The sequence below is a fragment of the Pseudomonas capeferrum genome (genome assembly GCF_013523055.1).
GTDB classification, from domain to species: domain Bacteria; phylum Pseudomonadota; class Gammaproteobacteria; order Pseudomonadales; family Pseudomonadaceae; genus Aquipseudomonas; species Aquipseudomonas capeferrum_A.
The window spans coordinates 115,621-130,245 of the sequence record NZ_JAAMQM010000014.1; the positions used below are offsets into that span (position 1 = coordinate 115,621).

15 protein-coding genes are annotated in these 14,625 nt (G+C 63.6%); 9 read left to right on the forward strand and 6 right to left on the reverse strand.

Going from position 1 to position 14,625, the window contains the following annotated elements:
* Window positions 1-31: 31 nt before the first annotated feature.
* Window positions 32-1,648 carry an L-aspartate oxidase gene (nadB, locus tag G7009_RS16960; RefSeq protein ID WP_181131212.1) on the forward strand — a complete coding sequence of 539 codons (1,617 nt, stop codon included), beginning with the start codon at window positions 32-34 and terminating at the stop codon, window positions 1,646-1,648.
* Here the strand turns inward: nadB and G7009_RS16965 are convergent.
* Both G7009_RS16965 and G7009_RS16970 read right to left on the reverse strand, forming a co-directional pair.
* Window positions 1,617-2,069, reverse strand: coding sequence for a protein YgfX (locus G7009_RS16965; RefSeq protein WP_181131213.1), 453 nt, complete (start codon window positions 2,067-2,069; stop codon window positions 1,617-1,619). The two genes, nadB and G7009_RS16965, sit on opposite strands and share 32 nt — an antisense overlap.
* The gene (locus G7009_RS16970) at window positions 2,053-2,307 is read right to left on the reverse strand and encodes an FAD assembly factor SdhE (protein WP_181131214.1); all 255 of its coding nucleotides are present in this window, start codon (window positions 2,305-2,307) and stop codon (window positions 2,053-2,055) included. The genes G7009_RS16965 and G7009_RS16970 overlap by 17 nt, the downstream gene beginning before the upstream one ends.
* A gap of 183 nt (window positions 2,308-2,490) precedes the next feature.
* Between G7009_RS16970 and ygfZ the strand changes: the two genes are divergently transcribed.
* Window positions 2,491-3,432, forward strand: coding sequence for a CAF17-like 4Fe-4S cluster assembly/insertion protein YgfZ (ygfZ, locus tag G7009_RS16975; protein ID WP_181131215.1), 942 nt, complete (start codon window positions 2,491-2,493; stop codon window positions 3,430-3,432).
* 55 nt (window positions 3,433-3,487) lie between these two features.
* On the forward strand, window positions 3,488-4,294 hold the full coding sequence (locus G7009_RS16980; RefSeq protein ID WP_181131216.1) for an HDOD domain-containing protein: 807 nt from the start codon (window positions 3,488-3,490) through the stop codon (window positions 4,292-4,294).
* On the opposite strand, the gene G7009_RS16985 is transcribed toward G7009_RS16980, so the two are convergent.
* Both G7009_RS16985 and G7009_RS16990 read right to left on the reverse strand, forming a co-directional pair.
* Window positions 4,291-5,670: a sensor histidine kinase gene (locus G7009_RS16985; protein WP_181131217.1), complete on the reverse strand. Its 1,380-nt coding sequence runs from the start codon at window positions 5,668-5,670 to the stop codon at window positions 4,291-4,293. The genes G7009_RS16980 and G7009_RS16985 overlap by 4 nt on opposite strands.
* A complete protein-coding gene (locus G7009_RS16990) occupies window positions 5,663-6,334 on the reverse strand; it encodes a response regulator (protein ID WP_181131218.1) in 672 nt (223 codons plus the stop codon). Before G7009_RS16990 ends, G7009_RS16985 begins: the two co-directional genes overlap by 8 nt.
* 202 nt (window positions 6,335-6,536) lie before the next feature.
* Between G7009_RS16990 and G7009_RS16995 the strand changes: the two genes are divergently transcribed.
* The 5 genes from G7009_RS16995 to G7009_RS17015 all read left to right on the forward strand — a co-directional run bounded on the left by G7009_RS16995 (window position 6,537) and on the right by G7009_RS17015 (window position 11,968).
* Complete coding sequence (locus tag G7009_RS16995; RefSeq protein WP_181131219.1) at window positions 6,537-7,826, forward strand: OprD family porin; 1,290 nt, start codon at window positions 6,537-6,539, stop codon at window positions 7,824-7,826.
* Window positions 7,827-7,857: 31 nt separating this feature from the next.
* On the forward strand, window positions 7,858-8,838 hold the full coding sequence (locus G7009_RS17000) for a Bug family tripartite tricarboxylate transporter substrate binding protein (RefSeq protein ID WP_181131220.1): 981 nt from the start codon (window positions 7,858-7,860) through the stop codon (window positions 8,836-8,838).
* A gap of 123 nt (window positions 8,839-8,961) precedes the next feature.
* Entirely contained in the window at window positions 8,962-9,420 is a 459-nt protein-coding gene (locus G7009_RS17005) for a tripartite tricarboxylate transporter TctB family protein (RefSeq protein ID WP_181131221.1), read from the forward strand.
* 3 nt (window positions 9,421-9,423) lie between these two features.
* The gene (locus G7009_RS17010) at window positions 9,424-10,938 is read left to right on the forward strand and encodes a tripartite tricarboxylate transporter permease (RefSeq protein WP_181131222.1); all 1,515 of its coding nucleotides are present in this window, start codon (window positions 9,424-9,426) and stop codon (window positions 10,936-10,938) included.
* Entirely contained in the window at window positions 10,931-11,968 is a 1,038-nt protein-coding gene (locus G7009_RS17015) for an AbrB family transcriptional regulator (protein ID WP_181131223.1), read from the forward strand. Before G7009_RS17010 ends, G7009_RS17015 begins: the two co-directional genes overlap by 8 nt.
* Window positions 11,969-12,008: 40 nt before the next feature.
* Here the strand turns inward: G7009_RS17015 and ung are convergent, their stop codons facing one another.
* Entirely contained in the window at window positions 12,009-12,701 is a 693-nt protein-coding gene (gene ung / locus G7009_RS17020; RefSeq protein ID WP_181131224.1) for a uracil-DNA glycosylase, read from the reverse strand.
* 126 nt (window positions 12,702-12,827) lie between these two features.
* On the opposite strand from ung, the gene G7009_RS17025 reads away from it, so the two are divergent.
* Window positions 12,828-13,934, forward strand: a complete 1,107-nt coding sequence (locus tag G7009_RS17025; protein ID WP_181131225.1) for an enoyl-CoA hydratase/isomerase family protein — start codon at window positions 12,828-12,830, stop codon at window positions 13,932-13,934.
* Window positions 13,935-13,957: 23 nt separating this feature from the next.
* On the opposite strand, the gene G7009_RS17030 is transcribed toward G7009_RS17025, so the two are convergent.
* Window positions 13,958-14,416, reverse strand: a complete 459-nt coding sequence (locus tag G7009_RS17030) for a hypothetical protein (RefSeq protein WP_181131226.1) — start codon at window positions 14,414-14,416, stop codon at window positions 13,958-13,960.
* Between the last annotated feature and the right edge of the window lie 209 nt (window positions 14,417-14,625).

Below are 14,625 nucleotides of genomic sequence, written 5' to 3' on the forward strand. Positions count from 1 at the left end.
TTCCCTTTCTCTAGATTACTAGTGTCCTGACATGACCCAACAATTCCAACATGATGTCCTGGTGATCGGCAGCGGTGCCGCCGGTCTCAGTCTGGCACTGAACCTTCCCGACCACCTGCGCATCGCGGTGCTGAGCAAGGGCGACCTGGCCAACGGCTCCACCTACTGGGCGCAGGGTGGCGTTGCTGCCGTGCTGGACAATGCCGATACAGTCCAGTCCCATGTAGAGGATACCCTCAACGCGGGCGGCGGCCTATGCGACGAGGGGGCCGTACGCTTTACCGTCGAACACAGTCGCGAGGCCATCCAGTGGCTGATCGACCAAGGCGTGCCCTTTACCCGTGACGAGCATCATGCCGTGGAAGACGGCGGTTTCGAGTTCCACCTGACCCGCGAGGGCGGGCATAGCCATCGACGGATCATCCACGCCGCCGATGCCACCGGCGCCGCCATCTTCAAGACCCTGCTGGAACAGGCGCGCAAGCGACCGAACATCGAATTGCTCGAGCAACGTGTCGCCGTCGACCTGATCACCCAGCTTCGCCTTGGCCAGGACGGCGAACGCTGCTTGGGGGCCTATGTGCTCAACCGCACGAGCGGCGAAGTAGACACCTACGGCGCGCGCTTCACTGTCCTGGCCACGGGCGGCGCGGCCAAGGTCTATCTCTACACCAGCAATCCGGACGGCGCCTGCGGAGACGGGATCGCAATGGCCTGGCGGGCCGGTTGCCGGGTGGCCAATCTGGAGTTCAACCAGTTCCATCCGACCTGCCTGTACCACCCGCAGGCCAAGAGCTTTCTGATTACCGAAGCGCTGCGCGGTGAAGGCGCCCTGCTGCGCCTGCCCAACGGCGAGCGCTTCATGCCACGCTTCGACCCACGGGAGGAGCTGGCGCCCCGCGATATCGTCGCCAGGGCCATCGACCACGAGATGAAGCGCCTCGGCGTAGACTGTGTGTATCTGGACATCAGCCACAAGCCTAAGGACTTCATTACCAGCCACTTCCCTACCGTCTACGAACGCTGCCTGACCTTCGGCATCGACATTACTCGCCAGCCCATTCCGGTGGTACCGGCCGCGCATTACACCTGCGGCGGCGTCATGGTGGACGATCGTGGCCACACCGACGTGCCGGGCCTGTACGCGATCGGCGAGACCAGCTTCACCGGCCTGCACGGTGCCAATCGCATGGCCAGCAACTCGTTGCTCGAATGCTTCGTCTACGGGCGCTCCGCCGCGGCCGACATCGAAGCGCACCTGGATGAGGTAAGCATGCCCACGGCGCTGCCGAGCTGGGATGCCAGCCAGGTGACCGATTCCGACGAAGACGTGATCATCGCGCACAACTGGGACGAGTTGCGGCGATTCATGTGGGACTATGTGGGTATCGTGCGCACCAGCAAGCGCCTGCAGCGGGCCGAGCATCGAATCCGCCTGCTCCTCGACGAGATCGACGAGTTCTACAGCAACTACAAGGTCAGTCGCGACCTGATCGAACTGCGCAACCTGGCGCAGGTAGCCGAGCTCATGATCCGCTCGGCCATGCAGCGCAAGGAAAGCCGAGGACTGCATTACACGCTCGACTACCCGGGGATGCTGGCGCAAGCCCGTGACACTATCCTGCAGCCGCCCACCTACGCCGACTGAACTTCAGGCGCGCGCGCAGCCGGCGATGCTCGACCGCGGCCAGCGCGTCCCTCGGGATGCACTGGCTCTCCCCCGCCCACTGTTCATCGCGCACGAATCGCAACACCACCAGTCCCGGCAGGGCAACACTGTCTCGGCACAAACGAGCCGTCTGCCAGCCTTCGGCGCGGCAGAACAGTTGCCAGCCGCCAGGATCGCGGCGAAGGCCGGTGACAGCACGAGGATGGGTCAGGAGGATATGCCGAGGGATCGTCCAGCAGCCATGGAGTATGCACGCCGCGAAAAAAACCAGGGCCAGCCATACAGGCAGCGCGCTGACCCACAATGTCGCCAGCGCCAGAACCTGGCAACCGACATAGGCCATCAGCAGCAGGCGCGAGCCTTGCCAACGGCACTCGAAATGCTCACTTGGGCTGGACACGGTCCAGGATGATGCGGACCATGCGCTGCAGCTCCGGATCGGCGGACTCGTTGCGTTCCATGAACCAGCCGAACAGGTCCTGGTCTTCGCATCTCAGTAGGCGCTGGTAGAGTTCGCGATCCGCTTCGCCAAGGTCGGGATAGACCTCCTGCGAGAAAGGCACCAGCAGCACGTCCAGTTCCAGCATGCCGCGGCGACTGTTCCAGAACAGCCGATTGAGTTCAGTTTGTTCGACCATGGGGCCCTCCTCGAATGGTCGGCCAGTATACAGCGCTCCGATCCAAGCGGTACAAGGCGTTGGTCGAGGGACTGTTACCGTGTCCTTCCCATCACCGCCAGCGGGCAAGAATCCTTGCTCACCTACCTATTTTGTTAGCGGCGTTCTATCATGGCCCCCAGTCTCCAACACTTGCGATGACCCATGGCCGATACCGCTTTCTTCTGTTCGCTGTCCCACGAAGGCATTCTTGCCGTTCGGGGCTCCGATGCCGGCAAGTTCCTGCAAGGGCAGCTCACTTGCAACCTCAACTACCTCGACCAGGCGCATGCCGGCCTTGGCGCCCGCTGCATGGTCAAGGGCCGCATGCAATCCAGCTTCCGCATCGTTCCCGAGGACAATGGCTTCCTCCTGGCGATGGCCAGTGAATTGCTCGAGCCGCAACTGGCCGATCTGAAGAAGTACGCGGTCTTTTCCAAGGCCACGCTGACCGATGAAAGCCAGGCCTGGATCCGCTTCGGTCTGCAGCAGGGCGATACGGCGCTGCAGGCCCTGGGACTTTCGGTGCCGCAAGCGGACGGCAACACCTGCCGTCATGAAGGCCTCATCGCCATCCGTGCCTCGGCTGAACGTGTCGAGCTCTGGGCCCCTGTCGAACAGGCCGAGGCCGTGCGCGAGCATCTCGCCGGCCATCTGACCGAAGGCACGCTCAACGATTGGCTGCTTGGCCAGGTACGGGCGGGGATCGGGCAGGTGATGGGGCCGACCCGGGAGCTGTTCATCCCGCAGATGATCAATCTGCAGGCCGTGGGCGGGGTCAGTTTCAAGAAGGGCTGCTATACCGGTCAGGAAATCGTTGCGCGCATGCAGTACCTGGGCAAGCTCAAGCGCCGACAATACCGCCTGTCCCTCGAGCATGACCAGGTACCTGCCCCTGGTAGCGAAATCTTCTCGCCTGTCCACGCCTCGTCGGTTGGTGAAGTGGTCATCGCCGCCAGCACCGGCCAAGGTTGCGAATTGCTTGCCGTGCTCAGCGCCGATGCTGTCGAGGACGACAACCTGCACCTGGGCAGCCTTGAAGGCCCGCGCCTGACGCTGTTGAGCCTGCCTTACGAACTGGACCGCGACCGGGAGATCCAGCGCTGACCAGCCTGCCCCGCCGACATGGCGGGGCTGCCCCACCCTTGCTGTAGAGAATTCCATGAACAAGCTGGCCGAGATGGTCCAAGCGCAGCTGCTCGTTGCCATCGAGAACGACGACCTGGTCCTGCCGACCCTGCCGGAAGTCGCCTTGAGCATTCGCGAGGCAGCCGAAGACAGCGAGATCAGCGTTGCCGATCTGAGCAAGGTGATCGGCCGGGACGCCGCGCTGTCGGCGCGACTGATCAAGGTCGTGAACAGCCCACTGCTGCGCGGCTACGTCGAGGTCACCGACCTGCACACCGCCATTACCCGGCTGGGTGTCAACTACAGTTGCAACCTGGCCATCGGTCTGGTGATCGAACAGATCTTCCATACTCGCTCGCCCGCCGTGGAGCAGACGCTTCGCCAGATATGGGCACACAGCCTGGAAGTGGCGGGCGTCAGCTACGAGCTGACGCGACGCTACACCTCGCTCAAGCCCGATCAAGCCACGCTCGGGGGCCTGGTTCACCAGATCGGCGCCCTCCCCGTGCTGATCTACGCCGAGGAGCACAATGAGCTGCTGTCGGACCCGGTGTGCCTGCATTTCGTGATCGAAAGAATCCAGCCGGTGCTGGGCGACAAGATTCTCAGTGCCTGGGAGTTCCCCGAGCAGTTGGTGATGCTGCCAGGCAAGGTCAAGGATCTGGAGCGGCGAACAGAGAAGGTGGATTACATCGATATCGTGCAGATCGCCAGCCACCTGTGCCAACGCATGCCACAGCAAACCCTGATCGATCTGCCCGCCTACCGCCATCTCAAGCTACCTCACGGCACCCAGCTCGATGCCGTGAACCTGCTCGCAGGCCGGGACATGTTCCGCTAATCGGCGATGAAGCTGACCCGTACCTTGAGTCCGCCACCCTCGCCGTCATGCAGGCTGATCTGTGCAAGATGGGCACGACAGATCTCGCCCACGATGGCCAGGCCGAGCCCTGTGCCCTGCGCACCGCGCCGGTAGAAACGCTCGAATACCCGCTCGCGCTCGTCCTCGGGGATGCCCGGCCCATCGTCCTCGACTTCCAGCACCGCCGGGGCGAGCACCCGCAGGATCACATTACCTCCAATCGGCGTGTGCGCCAGGGCGTTGTCCACCAGGTTGCTCAGCAGCTCGTGAAGCAGCGTCGGCTCGCCTTTGAGCCAGACGGGTGCTTCGGCTTCCAGCGCCAGCGCCACGCCCCGTGCATGAGCCAAAGGCGCCATGGCCATGCCCAGTTCGCGGCTGAGCTGGCTCAGATCGAGGCGCTGCGCACCGCCCTCGGCAATGGCCCGCGCGCCGTTTTCCACCCGCGCCAGCGACAACAATTGATTGGCCAGGTGCGTCAGCCGATCGGTGCCCTGCACGGTGGAGTCCAGGGTCTGGCGCCATTCCTGTGGGTCGTGCGAGCGCATCCCCAGTTCGACCCGCGCCTTGAGGGCGGCCAGCGGCGTGCGCAACTCGTGGGCGGCTTCGGCGATGAATTGCGCCTGGCGCTCGAACTGGCCACGCAGGCGTTCGGTGAAATGGTTCAAGGCTCGTACCAGAGGCCTGAGTTCGCGCTGCACCTGAACCACGGGCAAAGCGCGCAGGTCGTCAGGCTGGCGCTCCTCGACCGCCGTGCGCAGACGCTCGAGTGGACGCAGCGCGGCACTGACCGCGAACCACACCATGAGCAATGCCCCGAGCGCAAGCATCCCCAGGCGCAGCAGCGTGTCGGCCATCAGGCCCTGAGCCATACGCACCCGCGCTTCCTCGGTCTCGGCAACGCGGATCTCGGCCATGCCGTTCATGTTCGGCTCGCTGACCGCCTTCAACAGGCTGACCACACGCACGTCCTGCCCCAGGTAGGTGGCATCGTAGAAGCTCGCCAGGGCTGGATAGTCGTCCGTGCGCGGGGTCCCGGGCGGTGGCGGTGGCAGATGTTCGTAGCCGGAGATCAGTTGCTGATGGATATCCAGGACTTGGTAATAGATCCGTCCCGCACTGTCATAGGCAAAGGTATCCAGCGCCACATAGGGCACCTCGGCGCTGAGCGTGCCATCACGTTGCGAAAGCCCGGCGGCGATGGTCCGCGCCGAGGCCAGCAAGGTGCGGTCGTAGGCTGTGTCGGCCGCTTCCCGGCCATTCCAGTAGGCGCTCAGGCCGCTGGCCAGCATCAGCACCACCAGCAGCACCGCCAGGTTCCACAGCAGCCTGGCGCGCAGACTGCCGTCATCACGCATTGCGGTGCTCGAGCAGGTAACCGAGCCCCCTGAAGGTGACGATGGCCACCGCGTGACCGTCGAGCTTCTTGCGCAGGCGATGGATATAGATTTCGATGGCATCGGGGCTGGCCTCTTCATCCAGACCGAACACCTGGGACGCGAGCTGCTCCTTGCTCATCACCCGGCCAGGCCGAGCGATCAGGGCCTGGAGCACGCTCTGTTCGCGGGAAGTCAGCGCCAGCAGATCCTCGCCCAGGCTGAAGCGTCGGGTATCGAGGTCGTAGACCAGGGTTCCGCAACGCTGCTGGCGCTCCCCGCCCAGCACGCTGCGCCGCAGCAGCGCCTTGACCCGCGCCTCCAGTTCGCTCAGCTCGAACGGCTTGGCCAGGTAATCGTCGGCGCCTAGGTTGAGTCCATGCACGCGATCCTTCACATCGCTACGGGCGGTCAGCATCAGCACCGGCAAGGTCTTGCCCCGGCCACGCAGGCGGGCGAGCACTTCGAAGCCGTCCATGCGCGGCAGGCCCACGTCGAGCACGGCCACGGCATAGTCCTCGCTGGCCAGGGCCAGGTCGGCGGCCACGCCGTCGTGCAGCACATCCACGGTCAAACCTGTGCTTTTCAGGGCCTGGGCCACGCTTTCGGCCAGTTGCAGATGGTCTTCGACCAGCAGCACACGCATCGATTTCTCCCTGCTTGGTTGTGGAACTGTGGCGCGGAGTGTAACGCCGGCAGACGCCCTGTGAAGCCCTCGGCCACATTCCTTTCACATTGAAAGGTTGGCGAAAGGTTCGTTACCTAGCATTTCGCCAAGGCTGCCCCGAGCGCCAGAAATGCACCTCGACGTGCATGACCAATAAGAACAATAACGGAGTCTATCGACGATGCTGTCAAAACAGCCGCAGGCGTTCGTGCCTATTCGATCCTTTTTCACTCGTCCCTCTGCCATTGCCAGCAGTCTTGCCCTGGCCGGCGTCGCTCCGATGAGCCAGGCCGCCTTCCTCGAAGACAGCACGGCCACCTTCGAAACCCGCAACATGTACTTCAATCGCGACTTTCGGGACGGCACCAGCAGCCAGCAGTCCAAGCGCGATGAATGGGCGCAGGGTTTCATGCTCAACCTCGAGTCGGGGTATACCGACGGCACCGTTGGCTTTGGCCTGGATGCCCTGGGCATGCTCGGCATCAAGCTCGACTCCAGCCCGGACCGCACCGACTCCGGCCTGCTGCCGACCCATGACGACGGCCGCGCGGCCGACGAGTACTCCAAGCTCGGCCTGACCGGCAAGGTCAGGATCTCCGCGACCGAGCTGAAGATCGGCACCCTCATCCCGGAACTACCGACACTGCAGCCCAACGACGGCCGCATCTTGCCGCAGACTTTCGAGGGCGCCCTGCTGACTTCCCAGGAGATCAAGGGCCTGACCTTCACAGGTGGGCGCCTGGAGAAAGCCAAGGATCGCAACGATACCGACAAGCAGGATATTGCCCTCAACAACAAGAATAGCCGCTTCCTCGGCACGGTCGCCGGCGAGCATTACGACGTGGCCGGGTTGGACTACAGGTTCACCGACCGCATCACCGGCAGCTATCACTTCGCCCAGCTCGATGAAGTCTATCGCCAGCATTTCGTCGGCATGATCGCCAGCCAACCGTGGGGGCCAGGCACGCTGGGCGCCGACCTGCGACTGTCGATGAGTGACGACCAGGGTCAGGCGCGTGGAGGCAGGATCGACAACACCACCGCCAACGGCATGTTCAGCTATGCGCTCGGTGGTCACAAGTTCAGCGCTGCCTACCAGCATCTGTCCGGCGACAGTGCCTTCCCCTATGTCGACGGCGCCGATCCCTACCTGGTCAACTTCGTGCAGATCAACGACTTCGCCGGTGCCGACGAGCACTCCTGGCAAGTGCGCTACGACTACAACTTCGCCACGCTGGGCATCCCCGGCCTGACATTCATGACCCGCTATTTGAGCGGCGACAACGTCAGCCTGGCCGATGGCGGCGAAGGGAAGGAGTGGGAACGCAACACCGAGTTCAAGTACGTAGTGCAAAGCGGCGCGCTGAAGAACGTCGCCGTGCGCCTGCGTAACGCCACCTTCCGCTCGAATTTTGCCCGCGATGCCGATGAAGTACGGCTGCTGGTGAGCTACAGCGTGGCCCTCTGGTAACCGATAACAACAATACTCACGGAGATAGACGATGAACTTTTCCCTGCGCCGCCTCGTCCTCGCCACCGGCTGCCTGCTGCTGGCCGGTAACGCCCTCGCTGCCGAGCCGAAACGCCCCGAATGTATCGCACCGGCTTCGCCCGGCGGCGGCTTCGACCTGACCTGCAAGCTGGTTCAGAGCGCGTTGGTCAACGAGAAGATCCTCAGCAAGCCCATGCGCGTCACCTATATGCCTGGCGGTGTCGGCGCGGTAGCGTACAACGCCGTGGTCGCCCAGCGTCCGGGCGATGCCGGTACGCTCGTGGCCTGGTCCAGTGGCTCGCTGCTGAACCTGGCGCAAGGCAAGTTCGGTCGCTTCGACGAGAATGCCGTGCGTTGGCTGGCGGCGGTCGGCACCAGCTACGGCGCCATCGCGGTGAAGAACGATTCGCCCTACAAGACCCTCGACGATCTGGTCGCGGCACTGAAGAAAGACCCCAGCAAGGTCGTGATCGGCTCCGGCGGCACGGTCGGCAGCCAGGACTGGATGCAAACCGCCTTGATCGCCAAGGCCGCCGGCATCAACCCGCGCGACCTGCGTTACGTCGCCCTCGAAGGTGGCGGCGAAATCGCCACGGCCCTGCTTGGCGGACACATCCAGGTCGGCTCGACCGACATCTCCGACTCCATGCCGCACATTCAGAGCGGCAACATGCGCATCCTCGCGGTGTTCTCCGAAAGCCGCCTGGACGAGCCCGAGATGAAAGACATCCCGACCGCCAAGGAGCAGGGCTACGACATCGTCTGGCCGGTGGTGCGCGGCTTCTACCTCGGGCCGAAGGTCAGCGATGAAGACTATGCCTGGTGGAAAGGCTCCTTCGACAAGCTGCTGGCCTCCGAAGACTTCGCCAAGCTGCGCGACCAGCGCGAGCTGTTCCCCTTCGCCATGACCGGTGAAGAACTCGATGGCTACGTCAAGAAACAGGTCGCCGACTACAAGGCCCTGGCCAAGGAATTCGGGCTGATCCAATAAGCCCTGGCCACCCTGCAACGGTCCGCGCCGCCACCCCGAGGCACGGGCTTGCCTGACACCATCGCCAGGCAAGCCCGCGCCCGCGAAAAGGGCGGCGCCGCCCTTCCCGAGAGGATTCGCCCCATGATCCTGCAACGCATCTTCGCCCTGCTTCTGCTGGCGGTCTGCGCCGCCCTGGCCGTGATGGCCTGGCCCTACCAGGCGGCTTTCTCCTACGAACCGGTCGGCCCTCGCGCCTACCCGCTGCTGATGCTGGGCCTGATGGGCCTGGCACTGCTCTACCTGGTCGTGCGGCCGACGCCCATCGCGCGCAAGGACGACGAGCCCGAGCTGGACCGCGCGACCCTGACCAAGATCGGTCTTTGCATCGCTCTGCTGCTGGTATTCGCCAGCACCTTCGAGTCGCTGGGCTTCATCCTCAGCAGCATCCTGATCGGCGTGCCGATGGCGCGACTGTATGGCGGACGCTGGCTGCACAGCGTGGTCATCGTCGTGGCCATGAGCCTGTTCCTGTACTGGCTGTTCGACCGCGTGATGGACGTACCCCTGCCCCTTGGCCTGCTTGACGTTCTGGAGAACTGATACATGGATACCTTGAGCTACCTGGGTCAGGGCTTCGGCGTCGCCCTGACCCCTTACAACCTGGTCACGGCCCTCAGCGGCACGCTGATCGGAACCGTGGTCGGCCTGCTGCCAGGCCTTGGCCCCATCAACGGCGTGGCGCTGCTGATCCCCATCGCCTTTGCCCTGGGCCTGCCGCCGGAATCGGCGCTGATCCTGCTGGCGGCGGTCTACCTGGGCTGCGAATACGGCGGGCGGATCAGTTCGATCCTGCTCAACATCCCCGGCGAAGCCTCTACCGTGATGACCACCCTCGACGGCTATCCCATGGCCCGCCAGGGCCTGGCCGGCGTGGCCCTGTCGCTGTCGGCCTGGAGTTCGTTCATCGGTGCCTTCATCGCTACCTGCGGCATGGTGCTGTTCGCGCCACTGTTGGCGAAATGGGCGATTGCCTTCGGTCCCGCGGAATACTTCGTGCTGATGGTGTTTGCCATCGTCTGCCTGGGCGGGATGGCCGGCGACAAGCCACTGAAGACGTTCATCGCGGCGCTGATCGGCCTGTTCCTCTCCAGTGTCGGCATCGATGCCAACAGCGGTGTGTACCGCTTCACTGGCGACAGCGTCCACCTGGCCGACGGTATTCAGTTCGTCGTCCTGGTGCTGGGCCTGTTCTCCATCAGCGAGATCCTGCTGCTGCTAGAGAAGACCCACCATGGCCATCAGGCCGTCAAGGCCACCGGGCGCATGCTGTTCAACTTCAAGGAAGCGGCGTCGGTCTTCGCTGTCAACATCCGCTGCGGGCTGCTCGGCTTCATCATGGGTGTATTGCCCGGGGCCGGCGCGACCCTGGCCAGCGCCGTGGCCTACATGACCGAAAAGCGCATGGCGGGAGCCTCCGGGACCTTCGGCAAAGGCGACAAGCGCGGCCTCGCCGCGCCTGAGACCGCCATCGGCGCTTCCTGCTGCGGAGCCCTGGTGCCGATGCTGACACTCGGCGTACCTGGCTCAGGCACCACGGCCGTGATGATCGGTGCCTTGACCCTGTACAACATCACGCCCGGTCCGATGCTGTTCGAGCAGCAGCCCGACATCGTCTGGGGTCTGATCGCTTCGTTGTTCGTCGCCAACATCATGCTGGTGATCCTCAACATTCCGATGATCCGAATCTTTACTCGTATTCTGGCCGTACCAAACTGGGCTCTCGTGCCGGTAATCGCGATCATCACCGGTATCGGTGTGTACGCGGTACACGCCACCACCTTCGACCTGTTCCTGATGGTCGGTATCGGGATCATGGGTTACATCCTGCGCAAGCTGGACTTCCCGCTGTCTCCCATCCTGCTCGGGTTCATCCTCGGCGGCCTGATGGAGCAGAACCTGCGCCGCGCGCTGTCGATCTCCAACGGTGAGCTGGGTATCCTCTGGTCGAGCCCAATCAGCCTGTCCGTCTGGGCCTTGACGATCTGCATGCTGTGCCTGCCCCTGCTGCGCATCTGGCGTCGTCGCAGCCAGCAACGGCGCGCCCTGGCCGATGTCTGACCGATCCGTGCCGTTGTTCTGGGCGACCGGGCTGGTCGGTCTTGCCGGTGGTTTTCTCGCCAGCAAGGTCGGCTGGCCGCTGCCCTGGATGGTCGGCTCGCTGCTGGCCATCATCCTCGTGCGCTGCCTGACGCCCTGGCAGCTCACGGAGATCCCGGGTGGACGCAAGTGCGGCCAGTGGATCATCGGCATCGGTATCGGCCTGCACTTCACCCCGGCGGTGATCGAGCAGGTCGCCAGTCACTTCGGCCTGATCTTCTTCGGCGCGCTGTTCACCAGCCTCTCGGCCCTCTTCGGCATATGGCTGTTGCGCCGGACCGGTGAAGACCGTGCCACCGCCTTTTTCGCCAGCATGCCCGGCGGATCGGGAGAAATGGTCAACCTCGGCGCTCGCAATGGCGCGGTCCTGAGCCAGGTCGCCGCGGCCCAGAGCCTGCGGGTGCTGGCGGTGGTGCTGTTCGTACCAGTGGTATTCAAGTTCCTGTTGGGTAACGGCGTACCGCTGAACCATGCGGGCAGTGTCGACTGGAGCTGGCTGGCGCTGATTGCACCCTTGGGTGTACTCGTGGCGCTCGGCTGGCAACGTCTGCGCCAGCCCAATCCATGGTTGTTCGGCCCGCTGCTGGTCGCCGCCAGTATCAGCCTGGCGGGCAACCTGCAGATCGCCTTGCCAAATGGCGCCAGTCAGATCGGGCAGTGGCTGATCGGCAGCGGCCTGGCATGCCATTTCAACCGCGCCTTCTTCCGCCGCGCGCCGTCGTTCCTCGGCCGGACATTGTTGGCCACCGCATTGAGCATGCTCATCGCGGCCAGCGCAGCCTGGGTCCTGAGCAGCCTGACTCGGCTGGACCTTCGTTCCTTGACCCTCGGCATGATGCCCGGAGGCATCGCCGAGATGAGCCTGACCGCTGAAACCCTGCAACTGTCGGTACCGCTGGTCACGGCAATGCAGGTGATGCGCTTGTTGTTCGTGCTGTTCCTTGCCGAGCCGTTGTTCCGGTACTGGGTCAAGGCTGGAGAGGAAAACTGAGACCGGGCGGCGCTATCGAATGGCCGCCCTGCCTTGCGAATCAGACCTGCGGCAATTCCCAGTTGATCGGTGTCAAACCACGTTGCTCGAGAAACGCGTTGGCCCGGCTGAAATGCCCACAACCCAGGAAACCACGATAGGCCGACAACGGCGAAGGATGCACCGACTTGAGGATCAGGTGCTTGGTACCGTCGATGAGCTTCTGCTTGCTCTGGGCATGCGCTCCCCACAGCAGGAATACCACGTTCTCGCACTGCTCACTGACCACCTGGATAACGCGATCGGTGAAGAACTGCCAGCCTTTGTTGGCATGGGACGCGGCATTGCCACGCTCCACGGTCAAGGTGGTGTTGAGCAGCAGTACCCCCTGGTCGGCCCAGCTTTGCAGGCACCCGTGTCGCGGAATCGGGATATTGAGGTCGCGCTGCAGTTCCTTGTAGATGTTCACCAGCGACGGCGGCGTCGGGATACCCGGCTGCACCGAGAAACACAGCCCATGGGCCTGCCCCGGGCCGTGGTAGGGATCCTGGCCGAGGATGACCACCTTGACCTTGTCCAGCGGCGTGGAGTTCAGGGCGTTGAAGATCAGCGGCCCTGGCGGATAGATCTCCTTGCCTGCCGCATGTTCGTGACGCAGGAATTCGCGCAGCTCGCGCATGTAGGGCTGTTCGAATTCGGCGCGCAAGGCAGCCTTCCAGCTAGGTTCGAGTTTGATCCGATCGTCGTCAGTCATGAGGTCATCCATAAGCAATATCGCGACACTAGGAAAGCTGCCCAGGCTTGTCAATGATACGACCCGCGACGGGCATGATCGTGCAAGCGGGCCATACTTGTGCGATTGACAGAAGCGAGGTAAACCATGTCCATTCACTGCGAGGTACTCACCGGAGTCGACGGAGCCGGTATCGGCATCGCCACGCTGGATGCCCCCCAGGCACTCAATGCGCTAACCCTGCCGATGATCGAACGACTCGATGAGCAATTACGCGCCTGGGCCGCCGATCCCGGGGTAGTCTGCGTGTTGTTGCGCGGCAATGGAGCCAAGGCGTTCTGTGCCGGCGGCGACGTGCGAGGGCTGGTCGATGCCTGCCGCGAAAACCCTGGCAACGTCCCGCCGCTCGCCGCGGCCTTCTTCGCCAGCGAGTACCGGCTCGACTATCGTCTGCATACCTATCCCAAGCCGGTGCTGTGCTGGGGTCACGGGCACGTGCTCGGCGGTGGCATGGGTCTGCTGCAGGGTGTCGGCGTGCGCATCGTCACGCCGAGCAGTCGCTTGGCCATGCCGGAAATCGGCATCGGCCTGTTCCCCGACGTCGGCGCCAGCTGGTTTCTAAGCCGCCTGCCGGGGAAACTCGGCCTGTTCCTTGGGCTCACCGGCGCTCCGCTCAATGCCCGCGACGCTTTGGACCTGGGCCTGGCGGACCGCTTTCTGGGCGAGGACCAGCAAGACGAGCTGATCAGCGAACTGCTGCAACTCAACTGGCAGGAACAGACCGCCTTGCAATTGAACAGCCTGTTCAAATGCGCGCAGCACCGTGTCCGCGACGAATTGCCCGAAGCCCAGTGGCTACCGCGCAGGGCGGTGATAGACGAATTGCTCGATGTGGCCGATCCGGTCGCTGCCTGGCGCGCCCTCACCGGCCTTATCGACCATACCGACCCACTCCTGGCCGAAGCGGGCCGCCGCCTGCAACAGGGCTGCCCGGTCACTGCCTGGCTGGTCTGGGAGCAGTTGCGCAGGGCTCGTCACCTGTCGTTGTCACAGGTGCTGCAGATGGAATACGCGATGAGCCTGAACTGTTGTCGTCATCCTGATTTCAGCGAAGGAGTGCGCGCACGGCTGATCGACAAGGACAACCATCCACGCTGGCACTGGCCGGACATTGCCCAAGTGCCCTTGGCCGTGGTGGAGGCGCATTTCAGCAAGGCCTGGGAGGGCCGCCATCCATTGGCGGACCTGGCCTGACGAGAACGTGACGGGAAAGAGCGCTAGCGCTGCCAGCTGCCCTGGCGTCGCGGCGCTTCATGACGCGGATGGCGCTGGCTGCGCTGGTCGAGATAGCGGCGATTGTCCTGGAGACGACGCTCATTGCGATAGTCGTTCCGGTCCCTGTCCCTGCCATAGTCGTAGCGCTGGCGGTCCCCATAGTAGCGGTGGTCGTTACGAGGATTGTTGTGCCATTTCGGGTTCAGCCCCGGTGGCTGGTGCGGCCTGAAATGCGGTGCGGGCGCGGCGCGGTGGTAGCGCACGGGTGGGTTGTAATAATAGCGAGGCTGAGGCGCGACCCGATAACCGCGGTCATAGCCGTAATTGCCTGGATAGACCTGGCGATCGGCGCTGTAGTACTCGGTGCGATAATAGCCTCCCCCTCCGTAGGGAACGCACGCGGTGGTCAGCAGGCCTAACAGTGCGACAAGCACGGCACGGCGAAATCTGAATAAGTGCATGGCGGCCTCCTCGACCGCTGGAGTGCCCGGACCAGCGGCGCTGGTGAGCGCCAATCGACAAACGTTGATTGGCATGGATTCAGACCTCGCACCTGACGTGCAGTGCCATTGCCGTAATACCTTGAAACAAGCTGCAACGTGCCAAAAAACATGCGGTCATTTTCTAGCCATCTCACTAGAATGCAGCCCCTTGGCACACATCATGGGAA

What these genes read in the sequence shown, in the direction of transcription:
- nadB (WP_181131212.1), top strand. Translation starts at nt 32, where the DNA reads ATGACCCAACAATTCCAACATGATGTCCTGGTGATCGGCAGCGGTGCC.
- G7009_RS16970 (WP_181131214.1), bottom strand. Translation starts at nt 2,307, where the DNA reads ATGGTCGAACAAACTGAACTCAATCGGCTGTTCTGGAACAGTCGCCGC.
- ygfZ (WP_181131215.1), top strand. Translation starts at nt 2,491, where the DNA reads ATGGCCGATACCGCTTTCTTCTGTTCGCTGTCCCACGAAGGCATTCTT.
- G7009_RS16980 (WP_181131216.1), top strand. Translation starts at nt 3,488, where the DNA reads ATGAACAAGCTGGCCGAGATGGTCCAAGCGCAGCTGCTCGTTGCCATC.
- G7009_RS16985 (WP_181131217.1), bottom strand. Translation starts at nt 5,670, where the DNA reads ATGCGTGATGACGGCAGTCTGCGCGCCAGGCTGCTGTGGAACCTGGCG.
- G7009_RS16990 (WP_181131218.1), bottom strand. Translation starts at nt 6,334, where the DNA reads ATGCGTGTGCTGCTGGTCGAAGACCATCTGCAACTGGCCGAAAGCGTG.
- G7009_RS16995 (WP_181131219.1), top strand. Translation starts at nt 6,537, where the DNA reads ATGCTGTCAAAACAGCCGCAGGCGTTCGTGCCTATTCGATCCTTTTTC.
- G7009_RS17000 (WP_181131220.1), top strand. Translation starts at nt 7,858, where the DNA reads ATGAACTTTTCCCTGCGCCGCCTCGTCCTCGCCACCGGCTGCCTGCTG.
- G7009_RS17005 (WP_181131221.1), top strand. Translation starts at nt 8,962, where the DNA reads ATGATCCTGCAACGCATCTTCGCCCTGCTTCTGCTGGCGGTCTGCGCC.
- G7009_RS17010 (WP_181131222.1), top strand. Translation starts at nt 9,424, where the DNA reads ATGGATACCTTGAGCTACCTGGGTCAGGGCTTCGGCGTCGCCCTGACC.
- G7009_RS17015 (WP_181131223.1), top strand. Translation starts at nt 10,931, where the DNA reads ATGTCTGACCGATCCGTGCCGTTGTTCTGGGCGACCGGGCTGGTCGGT.
- ung (WP_181131224.1), bottom strand. Translation starts at nt 12,701, where the DNA reads ATGACTGACGACGATCGGATCAAACTCGAACCTAGCTGGAAGGCTGCC.
- G7009_RS17025 (WP_181131225.1), top strand. Translation starts at nt 12,828, where the DNA reads ATGTCCATTCACTGCGAGGTACTCACCGGAGTCGACGGAGCCGGTATC.
- G7009_RS17030 (WP_181131226.1), bottom strand. Translation starts at nt 14,416, where the DNA reads ATGCACTTATTCAGATTTCGCCGTGCCGTGCTTGTCGCACTGTTAGGC.